Below are 15,994 nucleotides of genomic sequence, written 5' to 3'. Positions count from 1 at the left end.
CGGGGATTCGTTGTGCCTGCGTGGTGACCCAGCGGAGATCGTCTAGGCCTGTGCCGTGACCGAACCTGAATCGATGCCGGCCTCGACGCTGGCACCTGTGCGCACCGGCACGGCCAGGCCGATGTTCTCCCGCAGCGTGCTGCCCGCGTACTCCGTGGGGTACACGCCGCGCTCCTGCAGTTCCGGCACGAGGTGGTTGACGATGTCGTCGAGGCCGGACGGGATCAGCCACGGCGAGATGTTGAAGCCGTCGACGGCACCGGTCCGGGCATACTCGCTGAGCCGGTCCGCGACCTCGGTGTACGAGCCGGTGAAGGTGGAGTCGCCCCGGCTGGTCTTGGCCGAGACGAATTGGCGGATGGACAGGCCCTTCTCCGTGGCCTCGGCCCGCCACTGGTCGGCCAACTGGCGTGCCTTGGCGCCGTGGAATCCGCTGCCGCGCGTTTCGGAGGTTTCTTCGACCACGGGGTCGATGTCCGGCAGCGGGCCGTCGGGATCGTAGCCCTGCAGCTCCCGGCCCCAGAACTGTTCGAGGTACGCGATGGCCTGCTGCGGGCCGATCTGCAGACTGCGGACCCAGGCCTTCTTTTCGAGGGCCTCCCGCGGCGTGGCGGCGAGGATGAACTCGCTGGCAGGCATGATCTTCACGTCTTGGGCGCCGCGGCCGGCCCGGAGGGTGCGCTCCACGATGTCGCGGCGGAACTCCAGGGCGTCATCCAGCTGCGGGTGCGCGGAAAAGATGACGTCCGCCTGCCGGGCGGCGAAGTCCCTGCCCGCGGGCGAATCCCCGGCCTGAAACAGCACCGGCCGGTACTGGGCGCTGCGCGGCAGCCGCGGGGTGACGTCGACGGTGTAGTGCCGGCCGGTGTGGCGCACCCGCCGGACCGCGCCCTCCGCCGACCACCGCTCGGCGGAGGCTGAGCCCGCGACGGCGCCGTCGTCCCACGCGTCCCAGATCCGCTTGGCGGTTTCCACGAAGGCCTCGGCGTGGGTGTACCGGTCGGCGTGGTCCAGGTAGCCGCCGCGGCGGAAGTTGGCGCCGGTCCAGGCGTTGTCCGTGGTGACGATGTTCCAGGCGGCGCGGCCGCCGGACAGCAGGTCCAGCGTGGAGAGCCGGTGCGCCAGGTCTGCGGGGTCGTTGTACGTGGTGTTCTGGGTTGCGACCAGCCCGATGTTGGTGGTCACCGCGGCCAAGGCGGCGAGGGCGGTCTGCGCGTCGGGACGGCCGGCGACGTCGAGCGCGTGCGGGCGGCCAAGATGCTCGCGCAGCCGCAGGCCTTCGCCGAGGAAGAACGCCGCGAACAGGCCGCGCTCGGCGGTTTGGGCGATGCGCCGGAACGATTCGAAGTCGGTCTGGGAGCCGGACTCGGCCGCCTTCCAGACGGTTCCGGAGTTGACGCCCTGGAAGAACACGCCCAGCTGGAGCTGACCAGAGGGGATGAACCCGGACGCGGTGAATTCAGCGGCGGGGTGGGTGCTGTGGCTCATGGTGGGCTCCTTAGTTTTCCGCGCCGGGGGCGCTGGATGCAGCGGCGTAGCGGCTGGCTGGCCGCGCCAGCCCCAGCTGATCGCGGAATGTGGCGTCCGGGCTGGTGGGGGCGAGGACCCCGCGCCGGCGCAGTTCGGGCAGCACCAGCCGCGTCAGTTCCTCAAGATCCGTGTCCAGCACGGCGGGGTGCAGGCGGACCCCTTCGGCCCAGGCCAGCACCTCGGTGAGCAGATCGGTAAGCCCGGCCGCCGAGCCGATGAACTGTGCGCGCGGGCTCTGCCACGGGGTGTGGCCGTTCAGCCCGGCCAGCCGCTGGGCGGCGGCCTGGCCGCGGGAGTCCAGCACGACGTCGAGCTCGGCGATCAGCGCAGGACCGTTGCCGCCGGCGGCGAGTCCTGCGCGCGTCGCCGCGAGCTCGGCGGCCAGGAGTCCGGGCGTCGGGGCCGAGACCAGGAGCGCGTCGGCTGCCCCGGCCGCGACGGCCTCCGGGGCGAGGAGCCCGGCCGGGGCCAGGACGGGCAGCTGGCCCTGGGGCGGCCGCGGAATGATCGACGGACCCTTGACGGAATAGTTGCCGTTTTCGACGTCGATGTAGTGCAGCTTGTCGACGTCGAGGTAGCGCCCGGTGGGGACGTCGCGGATCACGGAGTTGTCCTCCCAAGAGTCCCAGAGCCTGCGGCTGACCTCGATCGCATCGGCGGCCTCGCGGGAGAGCCGGTCCCCGCGCAGGGTGTCGCGTCCGACGGCGGCGGCATCGGCCGCGCTTGATGAAGCGGCTACCAGCCAGCCGGCCCGTCCGCCGGAGACGTAGTCGAGGCTGGCGAGCTGGGTAGAGATGTGGAACGGCTCGGTGTAGGCGGTGTCCACTTCCGGGATCAGGGCGAGGGAGCGGGTCACGGGGCCGGCGAACGCGGCGCGCTGCAGGGCGTTGAGCCGCGCCGCGGCGTCCGGGTGCCCGGGGTCCGGCAGGCCGGGGTCGGAAAACGTCGCCGCGTGGAATCCGGCGGACTCGGCGGCGAGCACGGCGCCGCGGAGGTGTTCCGGGCCCAGCACGGACGCGGGTGCTGTGCGGGAAACCCGCCACGCGGCCGGGTGGCTGCCGGCGCCGTCGAGCTCCAGCAGGAGCAGGCCGAGTCCGCGGGGCCCGTCCTGGGCGGGATGGGTGCTCATGATGCGTCCTGTCGTTCGTAGGGGATCTGTTCGCCGGCCTCGATGCCCACCGGCAGGCGCTTCTCGGCCGGCGGCAGCGGGCACGTGGCGAGGTCTGTGTAGGCGCACGGCAGGTTCACCGCCCGGTTGAAGTCGAGCCAGACCGTGCCGTGGGCGCCCGGAGCCGCCACGGTGAGCGAGCGGTTGGCCGCGTAGGTGCTTTTGCCCGAGGTCGCGTCCGTGAAAAGGACAGACAGCGTGCCCGGAGTGTGGCCGTTGAATGCGGTGAGGCTCAGGTCCTTGCCGCGGAGCCGGAAGTGGATTTCCCCCGGGGCCTCGTAGTCGTGGTGGATTCCTTCGACCGCCGCGCCCACGGTGGTGGGCCGTGGTTCGGCGAACGGGACGAATATTCCTGAAATGGCATATTCAGGGGTGGGGGCGTAGGCGGGCGTCCCGCGGTAGCCGGTGAGCAGGGGGTTCAGGGGATGCCGCGGCCGCACGACATAGCGGCCGCCGCGTTTGGCGAGCTCGATCACGGTATGGCCGGCGCCGGCATCCTCCACCCGCAGATTCAGGCCGTCGCGCTCGGGGATGGGGCCGAGGAACACTGTGGCTCCGGTCCCGTCGGCGTTCAGTTCCCGCCCGTCGCGAAGGACGCGTTCGCCGGCCCCCAAAGCCAGGCGGACTGCGCCGTCCTCGACGCTCCAGGTGCCCGGCGCGCCGTCCAGCCGGGCGGGCGCGGCATCGAGCCAATGCAGGTGCGTAACGGCGAGGAAGCCGTGGGGGTCGGCGCGGTGGCGTTCGTGCGCGGCATGCCAGTCCGCCCAGGCGGCTTGGAATTCATTGTCGGGACGGCGGTCGGGACGAATGTCAGGACTGCCGTCGGTGTCAGTGGGCGTGGACATGAGAGCTCCTGTGGTGGGTGTGGTCGGCCGTGACGCGGGCGGCGGCGTCGGTCTCAGTAGTGCCGGCGAATGCAGGCCGGCCGGCGTGCGGGTCGCCGTCGGCCCAGAGCGTGGTGGGCGCGGCGGCGCGGACGGCCGGAATGATTTCGAGGGCGAAGCGCTCGAGGATTTCCAGCTGCTGGGCGAAGGGCAGTGTGGTGGGCAGCGAGATGGACTGCAGGTCGTGGCCGTAGAGCGCGTGGTAGCTGAGGATCTTGTCGATCACCTGCTCCGCGCTGCCCACCAGGGCCGGACCGTCGGCGACGGCGTGGTCGATGTCCCGGTAGGGGGAGTTGTTGCCGGGAACGTTCCGGCCGGTCGTGAGGGCCTCGTAGACCGGGCCGAATTGCCGCTTGGCCTCCTGCGTGGTGTCCGCGATGAACACCCCGCCCGCGCCCGATCCGGAGCCCAGGTACTGGTGCCGGGGATCGTGGCCGTGGCGTGCGTATTCCTCGCGGTAGTGGTCAATGAGCACCTTGTAGTTTTCCCGCGGCTGGATCGCGTTGGCCGTGAACAGCGGATCGCCCCACTGCGCCGCCAGCGCCGCCGAGGCCAGACTGGTGGCGGAGCCGTGCCAGACCCGCGGCGCCCCTGCGAAGGGCCGCGGCGTCGTGGTGGTGGGCTCCGTCAGCGCGGCGCGGAACCTCCCGGACCACGTGACGTTTTCCTCGGTCCACAGCTGGCGGAGCAGGGCATATTTCTCCGCGAGGAGCTCCCACTGGTCCGCCAGGTCCAGGCCGAACAGCGGGTACTGCAGCACCTCATTGCCCTTGCCGATCACCAGTTCCAGCCGGCCGCGGCTGAGCTGGTCGATCGTGGCGTAGTCCTCGGCGACCCGCACCGGGTCCAGCACGGACAGCACCGTCACGCCGCTTTGCAGCCGGATCCTGGTGGTGACGGCGGCGATGGCGGCGAGCACGGTGGTGGGGGAGGAGGAGATGAACTCACCCGCGTGGCGTTCCCCGACGGAGAAGCTGTCGTAGCCGAGGCCCTCCGCCCGGCGCGCGGTCTCCACCACCTGGTTGAGCCGGTCCGCGGTGGAGACGATCTCCCCGGTGACCGGGTTCTTCAGGTGCGGGATGATGTCGAGGACCTGGAACCTCACTGTGTTTTCCCTGTCTGGGCTGTCCCGAAGTTGGCCTCAGTGACGGTCGTGGACTCGGGAAGGGCTTCCTCGGAGAGTCCCCAGCGGTCCAGGACCTTGGCGTAGGAGCCGTCCTTGATGGCGGAGTTCAGGGCGTCCGTGATGGCCGGGGCCAGGCCGTTGCCCTTGAGCGTGGTGGCCGCGACCAGGGTCTCGGACGGCCAGCCGGCGTTGACCTTGCCCACCACCTTGAGGTCGTCGCGGGTGTTTTCCCGGTACGTGACGGACGGGTAGGGCGCGAGGTTCAGGTCGGTGCGGCCGGAGGACAGCGCCAGGATGGTGTCGGCGTCGGAGGAGTAGTACTGCAGCACCGCGGGCGCCTTGCCCTTGGCCTCGAGCTCCTTGTTCCAGGCGATCAGGATCTTCTCCTGGTTGGTGCCCGAGCCCACCGAGATCTTCAGCCCGGAGATGTCGTCCGAGCCCTTGATGTTGTAACCGGAGCTCTTCTTCGCCTCGAAGCCCATGTACGCGGCGCGGTAGCTGGAGAAGTCGAAGAGCTTCACGCGGGCGGCATTGATGCCCACATTGGAGAACACGGCCTCGAAGTCGCCGGACTGGGTCTTCAACGGCCAGTTCTCCCAGGAGGTCACCTGGACGTCCAGGTCCAGGCCCAGCTTGTCCGCGACCAGCTGGGCCAGGTCCACCTCCACGCCGATCGGGGTCTTGTCGTCCGTGGCGTGGAAGGACAGCGGAATCGCGCCCGCCGTCGTCGCGACGGTCAGCTTGCCGTCCTTGCCGATCAGCGCGGGGACCTTCGCGGCCAGGGATGCGTCCTTCTCGGCCCGGATCCGCTGCTGGTCCGGCGAGGTGTTGTAGACGACGCCGTTGCGCGCCGCCGTCGTCGCCGGCTGCCCGCCGGATGCGGCAGACGCGCCGGGATCCGCGCAGCCACTCAGGGCCACGGTGCCGGACAGGGTGCCGATGAGGACGACGGCGGGAAGCGCCGCACGCGTCCGCCGGGGACCAGTACTCGCGCGGGTGGTGCGGAGGGCGGAGCTCATTGCCATGGGGTTCCTTAGATGTTGAAAGCGGGTTCGATGACTTTGGAGAAGAAGCTCCGGGTGCGAACTTCGCGCGGGTTGGTGAAAATTTCCTGGGGTGTGCCTTGCTCGACGATCTGGCCCTGGTCCATGAACACCACCGTGTCGGCGACGTCGCGGGCGAAGCCCATCTCATGCGTGACGATGATCAGCGTGGTGCCGGACTTGGCCAGCCCGCGGATGACGTCCAGGACCTCGTTGACCAGTTCCGGGTCCAGAGCCGACGTGGGCTCGTCGAAGAGCAGGATCTTCGGGTCCAGGGCAAGCGCCCGGGCGATCGCGACGCGCTGCTGCTGGCCGCCGGACAGCTGGCGCGGGTAGGCGCCGGCACGGTCCTTCAGGCCCACGCGGTCCAGCAGTTCCAGCCCGCGGTCGCGGGCCTCGGCCTTGGAGAGCCGGGGTTTTCCGGCCCGCGGCGCGACGATCGGTGCCTCGGTGACGTTTTCCAGCGCGGTCAGGTGCGGGAAGAGGTTGAAGTTCTGGAACACCATGCCGATCTCGGTGCGCTGCTTCAGGATGTCCTTTTCGCGCAACTCGTGGAGCCGGCGCCCGCGGACCTCGTAGCCCACCAGCGTGCCGTCGATCGCGATGAACCCGGCGTCGACCTTTTCGAGGTGGTTGATGGTGCGCAGGAGGGTGGATTTGCCGGATCCGGACGGTCCGACGATCACGGCGACACCCCCGGGCTCGACCGTCAGCGTGATGCCCTTGAGGACTTCCGCGGCGCCGAAGGACTTGCGGACCTTCGTGATCTCGACGAGGCCGCGGGTGGTTACGGCGTCCGTGGCAGCGGCCGCGGACGGGGTCTGGGTGGTCGTACGGAGTGCGGTGCTCATCGGGTGCCCCTTTCCTGGTTCGATTCCCGGGCGGCGGGCGTATGGATGGCGAGGAATTTGCGGGCCTTCTGCAGCGGGGTCAGGGGCAGCGTGCGGACCGCGCCCTTGGAGTAGTGCCGCTCGATGTAGTACTGGAAGACGCTCAGGACCGAGGTGATGACGATGTACCAGAGCGTGGCCACGAGCAGCAGCGGCAGGACCTGCTGGGTGCGGTTGTAAATGACCTGGACGGTGTAGAACAGCTCGGAATAGGCCAGGACGTAGACGATCGAGGTGCCCTTGACGAGGCCGATCACCTCGTTGAAGGCGGTGGGCAGGATGGCCCGCATGGCCTGGGGCAGGACGATCCTGGTGGAACGCCGCCAGGCCGGGATGCCCAGGGCGGTTGCGGCCTCGAGCTGGCCCTGGTCCACGGACAGGATGCCGCCGCGGATGATCTCGGCGGAGTAGGCGGCCTGGTTCAGGGTCAGGCCGAGGACTGCCGCGGCGAACTGGCTGATCAGGGTGGTGGTCTGCGCCTCAAAGAAGCGCACGTCCGTGAAGGGGAGCCCCAGGCTGATTTTCTCGTAGAGGTAGCCCAGGTTGTACCAGAGCAGCATCTGCACCAGCAGCGGCGTGGAGCGGAAAATCCAGGAGAACGTCCAGGAGACGGAGACCAGCAGGGGCGACGCGGACAGCCGCATCAGCGCCAGGATGAACCCCAGGATGAAGCCGAGCGCCCCGGAGATCGCCGTCAGTTTCAGGGTCTCCAGCAGGCCGTTCACGATCGACTGCGCGGTGAACCACTGCGCCACCACGCCCCACTCCCAGCGCGGGTTGGTGGCCAGCGACCAGGCAATGCCGGCCACGCCCACGGCGACGACGGCGGTGCCCACCCAGCGCCACGGGTGGCGGGCCGGGACCAGCCGGTAGTCGGCGTAGTCGGTTGCGGCCTTGCGGCCCACTGAACCGGGGCCGACTGTTCCGGCCGGTGCGGTCTCGCCGGCGGGTACGGGTCCTGCGGGCCGGACCTCCGCGGTCTCGGGTGCGGATTCGATGCCGGCGGACGCCGGCTCCGGGGCGGACTGTGCCACCGGGGTTGCTGTTGAACTCATGCGCCACCTCGCTTCTTCCAGTTGCTGTGGGGGTAGTTGGCTGCCAATCTAGGGCCGTGCGAAAACGCGCGGCAAGGCGGCAGGTTGCATACGTTCACGCAGGTTCGCACGGCGTCACACGACGAATTCTTGCCTCGATTTACGCCGCGTTACGCGGGGTGAACGGCCGTGACCGGCGCCTCGACCGGCTCCATTTCGGGTGCCTAGCATGAGGGCTCCGCACCCGAGCCAGGAGACCGTCATGCCAGTGAATGCCCCATCCGTGGTCCTCATCGGCGGCGGCCCGCGCGCGGCCGGGCTGCTGGAACGCCTCGCCGCCAACCGGCCGGAGCTGCTCGACGGCGCCCTGCAGATCCACGTCGTGGAGCCGCACACCCCGGGTGCCGGCAGGATCTGGCGTTACGAGCAGCATCCCGGGCTGATGCTCAACTCCGCGGCGGCGGACGTCACGATGTTCACGGATGCCTCCGTCCAATGCGAGGGACCCGCGGTCGACGGCCCCGGCCTGGCAAAGTGGGCCGCCGGGGTCCTGGACGGGTCCATCGCGGATGTTCCGGAGCTGCCGGCGGAACTCCGGCGCCAGCTGGCCGCCCTCACCGGTGCCAGCTTCCCCACCCGGCAGCTGCAGAGTGTCTACCTGGAATGGTTCTTCCGCCGCTCCGTCGCCGCCCTCGGACCGGACACCACCGTCACCGTGCACCGGGACACGGCGTCCGCCGTCGAGCCGGTGCAGCATGAAGCCGACCAGGGTCCGGAACGCTACCGCGTCCGGCTGGCCGGCGGCGCGGTACTGCACGCCGACGTCGTGATCGCCTCGCTGGGGCACACGGATTCGCTGCCCAATGAGGAGTCTGCGGCGTGGGCCGGTTTTGCCGCCCGGCACGGCGCGTTCCACGCGGCGCCCAGCTACACCACCGACGTCGACTACTCACCCCTCGCCGCCGGCCAGGACGTGATTGTCTCCGGCATGGGCCTGGCCTTCGTGGACCTGCTGGTCCTGCTCATGGAGGGCCGCGGCGGCAGGTTCGAGGAGCTGCCAGGCGGCGGCCTGCGCTACGTGCCCTCCGGTGCCGAGCCGCGGCTGTGGGCCGGCTCCCGCCGCGGCGTGCCCTACCACTCCAAGATCACGTCCGCCCTGCGCGGCGACGCAGCGGGCGAGCCGGCGTTCTTCACGGCCGACGCCGTCACGGCGCTGCTGGGTGCGCCCGGCGAGCTGGACTTCCGCGCCCAGCTGTGGCCCCTGATCGCCAAGGACGCCGGTTACGCGTACTACCGCGAGCTGTTCACCGGCTACCCGGAACGGGTCCGGATCGGCTGGCGGGAATTCGCCGAACGGTTCGCCGCTGCGGACTGGTACAGCCAGGAGCGCCGGCGGCTCGTCGCCGGGTCCGTCCCGGACGCAGGGCTCCATCTGGACCTCGAACGGCTGGACCATCCCTTCGCCGGCCGCGTTTTCGCCGGCCACGCAGACTTCCAGTCGGCGGTGGCAGCGTACATTGGCCGCGACCTTGAGCTGCGCACCGGGCCGGACCATTCGGAAACCCTGGCCCTGTTCACTTCCTTGCTGAAGTCCTACATGGACCTGGGCCGGCTGGTGCCGTCCGAGCGGCTGAACGCGCGGTCGCAGCGGGAGGTCCAGGGCTGGTGGCACGGCTTCTTCAGCTTCGTCGATTCCGGGCCGCCGCCGCGCAGGCTGCGGGAGATGCTGGCGATCCGCCGGGCCGGGCTGCTGCAGTTCATTGGCCCGGGACTGGAGATCGAGGCCGCGGAGTACGCGGGCCGGTTCGTCGCCCGCTCGGCCCAGTCCGGGATCAGCGTGTCAGCGCCGGCCCTGATCGAGGCCCGGCTCCCGGCGCCGTCGGTGGCCCGCTCCGCGAACCCGCTGCTGCGCCAGCTGCACGCCTCCGGGCTCGGCACCGAACAGCAGCTCCTCACTGCCGACGGCACGCACGCGACCGGACGGCTCCTGGTGTCCGCCCACAACGAGCTCATCAGTCCGGTGGGGGAGCGGCGCGAGCGGCTGTTCGGCGTCGGGCCCGGTACTTCCGGCTGGGGCGCCGGCGCCTTCGCCCGGCCCGGCACCAACGCCGCGCCGTTTCGCGAAAACGATGCCCTGGCCCGGCGAGTCCTGAACCTGCTGGCGTACCCCAACAACGGCCCGGCCGACAGCGGCCTGGCGAACAACGATCAAACGGACGCCGGCCGGGCGGTGCCGCAGGCCGCCGCCGGCGGAAAGGACCCGTCATGACCCCGTCCCCACTACACACCCCGCCCGTGGACACCCCGCCCGTGGACACCCCGCCCGTGGACACCGCCGCGCTGACGGTCCTCAATCTCCCCATGAGCGATCCCAGGGTCCGTCCGCTCCTGGACGAGCTCGCGCTCGAATACGACACCCGCTACGGCAGCCTCTTTGGCCGCGGGGCCGCCGCGGAGGAACTCAACCGTTACCCGGCCGAGGAATTCGCCGCGCCGGGCGGGGCCCTGCTGATTGTGCGCGAGAACGGCGAATCCGTGGCCGGCGGCGCGTTCCGCCGGCACGGCCCGCAGACCGCCGAGTTCAAGCGGATCTGGACGCATTCAGCGCACCGCCGCCGCGGACTGGCCCGGTTTGTCCTTGCCGAGCTGGAGGCGCTGGCCGGCCGTCGCGGCTACCGGAAGGTCTACCTGACAACCGGCCCGCGCCAGCCGGAGGCGAAACACCTCTACCTGAGCACCGGTTACGAGGCACAGTTCGATCTCTCCGCCGACCCGGAAACCATCGGGCCGCTGGCATTCACCAAGGACCTGCCCGCCGCAAACCCCGCCGCGAACCCCGCCGCGCTGCTTGGTCGGTGTGGGCCGGGAACCGGCGCTTCGGGCTAGAGTTCACACAGGGGGTCTGCCCTAAAACAACGTTTTCACGAGCCGCCGCGGACCCGGCGGAGAAACAGCCGGGAGTCATCAGTGCGGCCTGGATCCAAGCCCACCATCCGCGATGTCGCGCAGACGGCCGGGGTCTCCCTGACCACCGTCTCCTATGTGCTCTCCGGCCGCTCCGGCGGTACCACCCGGATCAGCGAAGCCACCCAGGACCGGGTGCACGCCGCGGTCCGCGAACTTGGCTATGTGGCCAACAGTGCCGCCCGGGGAATGCGCCGGGGCCGGACGGAGCTGGTGGCCGTGGCCGTCCCGGACCTCGAGCAGCCCCGGGACAGGGCCATCGCCACGGTGCTGGCCAGGATCCTGCCGGAGCACGGCTACCAGCCGGTCATCCTGCTGGGCGGGAACTGGCGGCAGTTCATGCTCTCCGGCGGAGCCGACGGCGTGATCCACACCAGCGCGCCGAAGACGGACGACGATTCCGGCGCCATGGCAGAGCCCGCTGGCCGCGGCACGCCCCACGTGTTCATCACGGACGACGCCGGGCCCGGCAGCCTTGCTGTCCAGGGCGGACACGAGGTAGTCCCCGCCGGCACGGACACCCCCGAGATCCTGGCCGGGCGCGCCGTCATTCTGCTGCTGGCACAGTTGCGGGGTTAGGAACCTTAGGCTTTCAGCGCGGCCTCCGGTGCCGTGTTCTGGGTTGCGGCCTCCGGTGCGGCTTCCGGGGTTGCGGCCTCCCGGAGGGGACGCCGGGCCAGCCACGCGGCCACGATCGCGCCGGAGACGTTGTGCCACAGGGAGAAGACCGCAGACGGCAGCGCCGCCAGCGCGCCGAAGTGCGCGGTGGCGAGGGTGGCAGCCAGGCCGGAATTCTGCATCCCGACCTCGAAGGCGAGGGCCCTGCGCGCCTTGTCATCCAGGCGCCCCAGCTTGCCGGCCAGGTAGCCCAGACCCAGGCCGAAGCCGTTGTGCAGCACCACGGCGAGGAACACGATGCCGCCCGCGGCGACGATCTTGCTGGCGCTGCCGGCCACGACAATCGCGACGATCAGGGAAATCACGACGGCCGAGGCCCACGGCAGCGCGGGCAGGACCTTGGCCACGAGCTTCTTGAGGAAGAGGCGGGCCAGCAGTCCGGCGATGACCGGCAGGAGGACGGTCTTGACGATGTCCTGGACCATGCCCCCGGCGTCGATGTTCAGGTACGAGCCGGCCAGGAACAGCACCAGCAGCGGCGTCACGATCGGCGCGATCAGGGTGGACACGGAGGCGACGGCCACGGACAGGGCGACGTCGCCCTTGGCGAGGAACGCCATCACGTTGGAGGCGGTGCCCGACGGCGCGCAGCCCACCAGGATCAGGCCCACCGCAAGCTCCGGCTCGAGGTGGAGGCCGACGGCGATCAGCCAGCCGGCCCCCGGCATGATGACGTAGTGCGCCACAATTCCCAGGGCCACGGCCCAGGGCCGCTTGGCCACCGACGCGAAATCGGGCGGCGTCAGCGTCAGGCCCATGCAGAACATGATGATGCCCAGCAGGAAGGGCACGCTGGGGGCGAGGGGTTTGAACGCGCCGGGGAGCAGGAAGCCGGCGAGTCCGGCCACCACCACAAGGACCGGGAAGACCGTCACCGCGATGCGGGCAATCTTTGCCTCGGCGGCGAGGGCGGGATTGGCCGGGACGTCGGCGGCAGTGCCCGCGTCCCGGGCGGTATTCGAAGTTTTAGTTGCCTCAAGCATCCAAGAATGGTGCCACCGGCGTCCACGGGGTGGCCACTTCGTGACCACCCGTCGGACAAATATGTCAGATTTTTATGCCGCCGTGCGGCCGTGCGGGCGGGAATCCGACGGGTAGGGTTCATTGCGTGGGTGAGCCCGAAAAGGCGAACTCCCCACCCCGGCGCGACGCAGCGCCCCACCTTCCCTGATTTCTGCACATTCTTTGACATCTGGAGGCCGTTCGGCCTCCTTGACCACGAACGGAGCCAGCGATGGCCACCAGTATCGACGCGCAGGCCCCGGCCGCCACGCCCGCGCAACTGCAATCGGTCCGAGGCGCCTTGACGTCCCCGCGACGGCTCAAGACAGAGGTTTTGGGCGGCCTCGTGGTGGCACTGGCGCTGATTCCTGAGGCGATCGCCTTCTCGATCATCGCCGGCGTGGACCCGAGGATCGGGCTGTTCGCGTCCTTCACGATGGCAGTGACCATCGCCTTCGTCGGCGGCCGTCCGGCGATGATTTCTGCGGCCACCGGCGCCGTCGCCCTGGTGATCGCCCCACTGGTGAAGTCCCACGGACTGGATTACCTTGTGGCGGCGGTGATTCTGGCCGGCATTTTCCAGATCGTGCTGGGCCTCTCCGGCGTGGCGAAACTGATGCGGTTCATCCCCCGCCCGGTCATGGTGGGGTTTGTGAACGCCCTGGCCATCCTGATCTTTCTGTCGCAGGTGCCCGAGCTGATCGGAGTGCCCTGGCTGGTCTACCCGCTCACCGCGCTGGGCCTGCTGATCGTCTTCGGCCTGCCCAGGCTCACCAAAGCCGTCCCCGCACCCCTCGTGGCCATTGTGGCCCTGACGCTCATCACGGTGACGGCCGCCGTCGTCGTTCCCACTGTGGGGGACAAGGGTGCACTGCCGGACTCGCTGCCCTCTTTGTCACTGCCCAACGTGCCGAACACGTTCGAAACGTTGCAGGTCATCTTCCCGTTCGCGCTGGCCATGGCCTTCGTGGGCCTGCTTGAATCCCTCATGACCGCGAAGCTCGTGGATGACATCACGGACACGCGTTCAGCCAAGACCCGCGAGGCCTGGGGGCAGGGCGTCGCGAACATTGTCACCGGCATTTTCGGCGGCATGGGCGGTTGCGCAATGATCGGCCAGACCATGATCAACGTCAAAGCCTCCGGCGCCCGGACCCGGATCTCCACCCTTCTGGCCGGCGTCTTCCTGCTCATCCTCGTGGTGGCACTCGGAGACATTGTGTCCCTCATCCCGATGGCCGCGCTCGTGGCCGTCATGATTTTCGTATCAGTTGCCACCTTTGACTGGCACAGCATCCGGCCCGCCACCCTCAAGGCCCTGCCCAAGAGCGAAACCGCCGTCATGGCGGCGACGGTGGTGGTCACCGTTGCCACGCACAACCTGGCAATCGGCGTCGGCGTGGGCGTACTCGTCGCGATGGTCCTGTTCGCCAGGCGGGTGGCCCACTTCGTCACAGTCGAGCGCACCGTGACGGAACACGACGGCGGCCGGGCCACGTATCGTGTGGACGGCGAGCTGTTCTTCGCCTCCGCGAATGACCTCTACACACAGTTCGAGTACGCACTGGACCCCGAACGCGTCGTCATCGACATGCGCGACTCCCACCTGTGGGACACCTCCACGATCGCCGCTTTGGATGCCATCACGGAGAAGTACCGGCAGCACGGCAAGAGCGTCGACGTCGTGGGCCTGAACCAGGCCAGCGCCCTGATGCGCGAACGCCTGGCCGGCAAGCTCGGCGCGGGGAACTGACGGGGCGGCGCGACCGGTCGGGCCGGTATTAGGTCACACGTTTGGGTCTTTTTGTTTGCCTTGGTGCGGCCTAGCGTGGATTTACGGCGCCGCCCGTCCGGGTGGCCGGAGCATGGAGGAAATCCAATGACGACGCACGTAGCCGACTGCAGCGTGAGCAATTGCTCCTTCAATGACCACTCCCACTGCAACGCGGCCGCCATTACCGTCGGCGGCGCCGCAGATCATGCCTCCTGCGCGACCTTCATAGACATCGGGGTGCACGGCGGGCTCCCCAAGGTGCTGGCCGACGTCGGCGCCTGCCAGCGTTCCGAGTGCACCCACAACGACCATCTGATGTGCAAGGCGCCCGAAGTTCATGTGGGCCCGGGCGTCGACAACGCCGACTGCCTCACCTACGCCCACACGTAGCCGCACCCGCCGTCCGCGTCCATCGACCATCCGCCCCGCTGGCGCTGAAATTCCCCACCTTTGGTCGCCGCACCCGGCGTGTCGGGCCGAACCGCCGGTGAGGACCGGCGTCGCTGGTTCAAAGGTGGGGAGAATCGGTGGTGGCAGAGGGCATCCGCTGAGGCAGGCGCGCTAGCCCTGGGTGAGCCGGTACCGTTCGATCTGCTTGAGCCGCCGCAGGAGGCTGTCGCGCCGGGGGTGCGGGACGGCGTCGGCCGGCTCGGCGGTGAGCTCGATGTGTTCGGTGCCGTACTGCCACAGCAGCAGGTCATCGAGCAGCCGGTCCGGCCCGGGGGAGTAGCGGTGGTCCAGGGCCTTGCGGACCTCGGTGATCCGGTTGGCGCTAAGCAGCCCGGCGAGCTGCATGGTCTGGTTGAGGCCGTGGGCGGCCATGAGCTCCGCGGCCCAGCCCCAGTCGTCGTCGACCTTCCGGTCCACGTGCGGCAGCAGGGTCCGCCAGACGTCGCGGATCCGGTTGGGCGTCAGCTGCGCGGCACCCTCACCGTCCATGTCCCAGTAGCCGCGGACCTCCTCGTAGCGTTCGTGCAGGTCCGAGAACGCGCTCTCCACGGTCTCCAGCATGGCGGCCGTCGCGGTGAACTGGCGGTCGAAGTGCGGGGTCCAGGCCCGCGGGTCCTCGGCCTTGAACCGGATGTCGTGCTCGATCTCGCTCCAGGCGTGGGCGAAGACGGTGCGGATCTGGCACTCGAAGAAGTAGCTGCCGTTCGGCGGGACGTCCGGGTTGAAGGCCAGCTGGTAGTCCTTGACGGCCTCGTTCTGGATGGTCCGCAGGATCAGGTGCCGGCTGGAGTAGCCGTATGTGCCGGACTCGATCGAGCCGATGTCCTTTTCCCGGTCCCCCCGGCAGTCAAAGAGCTGGCGCTGGCGCTTGATCAGATTCGCCACCACCGCGTTTTCCGCCGGCAGCTTCGTGATCACACGGATTCCCACCATGTCATTCAGGGTCCGGAACGGGTCCGGGAACTTCAGCACGGGTGGCCCGCCCGGCTCCAGTGGTTCCTCAATGCGGGAAATCTTCTCGCGGAAGGATTCAACGGTCTTGGTGCGTCCGGTGACGAACAACGGCGTGACTTCGGTGTCCTTGAGCATGGTCCGCAGCGTGAGCAGGACCTCCCGGGTGACCAGCTTCAGGGCAGGCCGGACCCGCTCGTACAACTCCACGTTCTCCTGCACGGAATCGCGCAGGCTCACGTCCAAACGGTCCCAGTTGCTCGCCATGGATCCAGCTTACGGCGCACCAACGACACCGGCCCGCAGGCTGGCAACGCCGGGCACGCCCGCAGGCAAGGGCAGCGCAGCCGCGATCGGCCAGCGGACACCGGCCGCAGGCAAGGGCAGCGCAGCCGGCATGCGAGGGGTCCGGCCTGCGCTGGGCCGCTTGGTGCCCAAGGTAGGCTCAGCATATGGCTGAAATGCGGCGGCGGACTATGATCGCGGCCGCAGCGGCGGTG

The 15,994-nt window shown here is 69.5% G+C and carries 14 protein-coding genes; 5 read left to right on the top strand and 9 right to left on the bottom strand.

Annotated elements, in window-relative coordinates:
- Positions 1-42: 42 nt before the first annotated feature.
- From AC1DKN_RS01140 to AC1DKN_RS01110, 7 genes are read right to left on the bottom strand one after another with little or no spacing between them, the layout of a single operon-like run.
- Complete coding sequence (locus AC1DKN_RS01140; protein ID WP_476870235.1) at positions 43-1,488, bottom strand: NtaA/DmoA family FMN-dependent monooxygenase; 1,446 nt, start codon at positions 1,486-1,488, stop codon at positions 43-45.
- Between the two features lie 10 nt (positions 1,489-1,498).
- On the bottom strand, positions 1,499-2,659 hold the full coding sequence (locus tag AC1DKN_RS01135; protein ID WP_476870234.1) for an LLM class flavin-dependent oxidoreductase: 1,161 nt from the start codon (positions 2,657-2,659) through the stop codon (positions 1,499-1,501).
- Positions 2,656-3,543, bottom strand: coding sequence for a DUF1684 domain-containing protein (locus AC1DKN_RS01130; protein ID WP_476870233.1), 888 nt, complete (start codon positions 3,541-3,543; stop codon positions 2,656-2,658). Before AC1DKN_RS01130 ends, AC1DKN_RS01135 begins: the two co-directional genes overlap by 4 nt.
- The gene (locus tag AC1DKN_RS01125; protein WP_476870232.1) at positions 3,527-4,687 is read right to left on the bottom strand and encodes an LLM class flavin-dependent oxidoreductase; all 1,161 of its coding nucleotides are present in this window, start codon (positions 4,685-4,687) and stop codon (positions 3,527-3,529) included. The genes AC1DKN_RS01130 and AC1DKN_RS01125 overlap by 17 nt, the downstream gene beginning before the upstream one ends.
- Positions 4,684-5,733, bottom strand: coding sequence for an ABC transporter substrate-binding protein (locus AC1DKN_RS01120; RefSeq protein ID WP_476870231.1), 1,050 nt, complete (start codon positions 5,731-5,733; stop codon positions 4,684-4,686). Before AC1DKN_RS01120 ends, AC1DKN_RS01125 begins: the two co-directional genes overlap by 4 nt.
- Before the next feature lie 8 nt (positions 5,734-5,741).
- Positions 5,742-6,602, bottom strand: a complete 861-nt coding sequence (locus AC1DKN_RS01115; protein WP_476849947.1) for an amino acid ABC transporter ATP-binding protein — start codon at positions 6,600-6,602, stop codon at positions 5,742-5,744.
- The gene (locus AC1DKN_RS01110) at positions 6,599-7,696 is read right to left on the bottom strand and encodes an amino acid ABC transporter permease (protein WP_476870230.1); all 1,098 of its coding nucleotides are present in this window, start codon (positions 7,694-7,696) and stop codon (positions 6,599-6,601) included. Before AC1DKN_RS01110 ends, AC1DKN_RS01115 begins: the two co-directional genes overlap by 4 nt.
- A gap of 241 nt (positions 7,697-7,937) precedes the next feature.
- On the opposite strand from AC1DKN_RS01110, the gene AC1DKN_RS01105 reads away from it, so the two are divergent.
- From AC1DKN_RS01105 to AC1DKN_RS01095, 3 genes are all read left to right on the top strand, one after another.
- The gene (locus tag AC1DKN_RS01105; RefSeq protein ID WP_476870229.1) at positions 7,938-9,944 is read left to right on the top strand and encodes an FAD/NAD(P)-binding protein; all 2,007 of its coding nucleotides are present in this window, start codon (positions 7,938-7,940) and stop codon (positions 9,942-9,944) included.
- A complete protein-coding gene (locus AC1DKN_RS01100) occupies positions 9,941-10,561 on the top strand; it encodes a GNAT family N-acetyltransferase (protein WP_476870228.1) in 621 nt (206 codons plus the stop codon). Before AC1DKN_RS01105 ends, AC1DKN_RS01100 begins: the two co-directional genes overlap by 4 nt.
- Positions 10,562-10,642: 81 nt before the next feature.
- On the top strand, positions 10,643-11,218 hold the full coding sequence (locus AC1DKN_RS01095) for a LacI family DNA-binding transcriptional regulator (RefSeq protein ID WP_476870227.1): 576 nt from the start codon (positions 10,643-10,645) through the stop codon (positions 11,216-11,218).
- 5 nt (positions 11,219-11,223) lie between these two features.
- Here the strand turns inward: AC1DKN_RS01095 and AC1DKN_RS01090 are convergent, their stop codons facing one another.
- The gene (locus AC1DKN_RS01090; protein ID WP_476859537.1) at positions 11,224-12,300 is read right to left on the bottom strand and encodes a bile acid:sodium symporter family protein; all 1,077 of its coding nucleotides are present in this window, start codon (positions 12,298-12,300) and stop codon (positions 11,224-11,226) included.
- Between the two features lie 251 nt (positions 12,301-12,551).
- On the opposite strand from AC1DKN_RS01090, the gene AC1DKN_RS01085 reads away from it, so the two are divergent.
- Both AC1DKN_RS01085 and AC1DKN_RS01080 read left to right on the top strand, forming a co-directional pair.
- A complete protein-coding gene (locus AC1DKN_RS01085) occupies positions 12,552-14,072 on the top strand; it encodes a SulP family inorganic anion transporter (protein ID WP_476870226.1) in 1,521 nt (506 codons plus the stop codon).
- Between the two features lie 126 nt (positions 14,073-14,198).
- Positions 14,199-14,483, top strand: coding sequence for a DUF1540 domain-containing protein (locus AC1DKN_RS01080; protein WP_028275954.1), 285 nt, complete (start codon positions 14,199-14,201; stop codon positions 14,481-14,483).
- A 171-nt stretch (positions 14,484-14,654) separates the two neighbouring features.
- Here the strand turns inward: AC1DKN_RS01080 and AC1DKN_RS01075 are convergent, their stop codons facing one another.
- Complete coding sequence (locus AC1DKN_RS01075) at positions 14,655-15,761, bottom strand: GTP pyrophosphokinase (RefSeq protein WP_223914734.1); 1,107 nt, start codon at positions 15,759-15,761, stop codon at positions 14,655-14,657.
- Positions 15,762-15,994 lie beyond the last annotated feature (233 nt).

This window comes from Arthrobacter sp. 01N444 (genome assembly GCF_056399305.1).
This window is presented reverse-complemented; position numbering and strand designations above follow the sequence as displayed.

Excerpts from the sequence above, each read along its gene's own strand:
- AC1DKN_RS01080 (WP_028275954.1), top strand. The coding sequence starts at position 14,199 with ATGACGACGCACGTAGCCGACTGCAGCGTGAGCAATTGCTCCTTCAAT.
- AC1DKN_RS01140 (WP_476870235.1), bottom strand. The coding sequence starts at position 1,488 with ATGAGCCACAGCACCCACCCCGCCGCTGAATTCACCGCGTCCGGGTTC.
- AC1DKN_RS01100 (WP_476870228.1), top strand. The coding sequence starts at position 9,941 with ATGACCCCGTCCCCACTACACACCCCGCCCGTGGACACCCCGCCCGTG.
- AC1DKN_RS01110 (WP_476870230.1), bottom strand. The coding sequence starts at position 7,696 with ATGAGTTCAACAGCAACCCCGGTGGCACAGTCCGCCCCGGAGCCGGCG.
- AC1DKN_RS01135 (WP_476870234.1), bottom strand. The coding sequence starts at position 2,659 with ATGAGCACCCATCCCGCCCAGGACGGGCCCCGCGGACTCGGCCTGCTC.
- AC1DKN_RS01075 (WP_223914734.1), bottom strand. The coding sequence starts at position 15,761 with ATGGCGAGCAACTGGGACCGTTTGGACGTGAGCCTGCGCGATTCCGTG.
- AC1DKN_RS01090 (WP_476859537.1), bottom strand. The coding sequence starts at position 12,300 with ATGCTTGAGGCAACTAAAACTTCGAATACCGCCCGGGACGCGGGCACT.
- AC1DKN_RS01115 (WP_476849947.1), bottom strand. The coding sequence starts at position 6,602 with ATGAGCACCGCACTCCGTACGACCACCCAGACCCCGTCCGCGGCCGCT.
- AC1DKN_RS01130 (WP_476870233.1), bottom strand. The coding sequence starts at position 3,543 with ATGTCCACGCCCACTGACACCGACGGCAGTCCTGACATTCGTCCCGAC.
- AC1DKN_RS01085 (WP_476870226.1), top strand. The coding sequence starts at position 12,552 with ATGGCCACCAGTATCGACGCGCAGGCCCCGGCCGCCACGCCCGCGCAA.
- AC1DKN_RS01105 (WP_476870229.1), top strand. The coding sequence starts at position 7,938 with ATGCCAGTGAATGCCCCATCCGTGGTCCTCATCGGCGGCGGCCCGCGC.
- AC1DKN_RS01120 (WP_476870231.1), bottom strand. The coding sequence starts at position 5,733 with ATGGCAATGAGCTCCGCCCTCCGCACCACCCGCGCGAGTACTGGTCCC.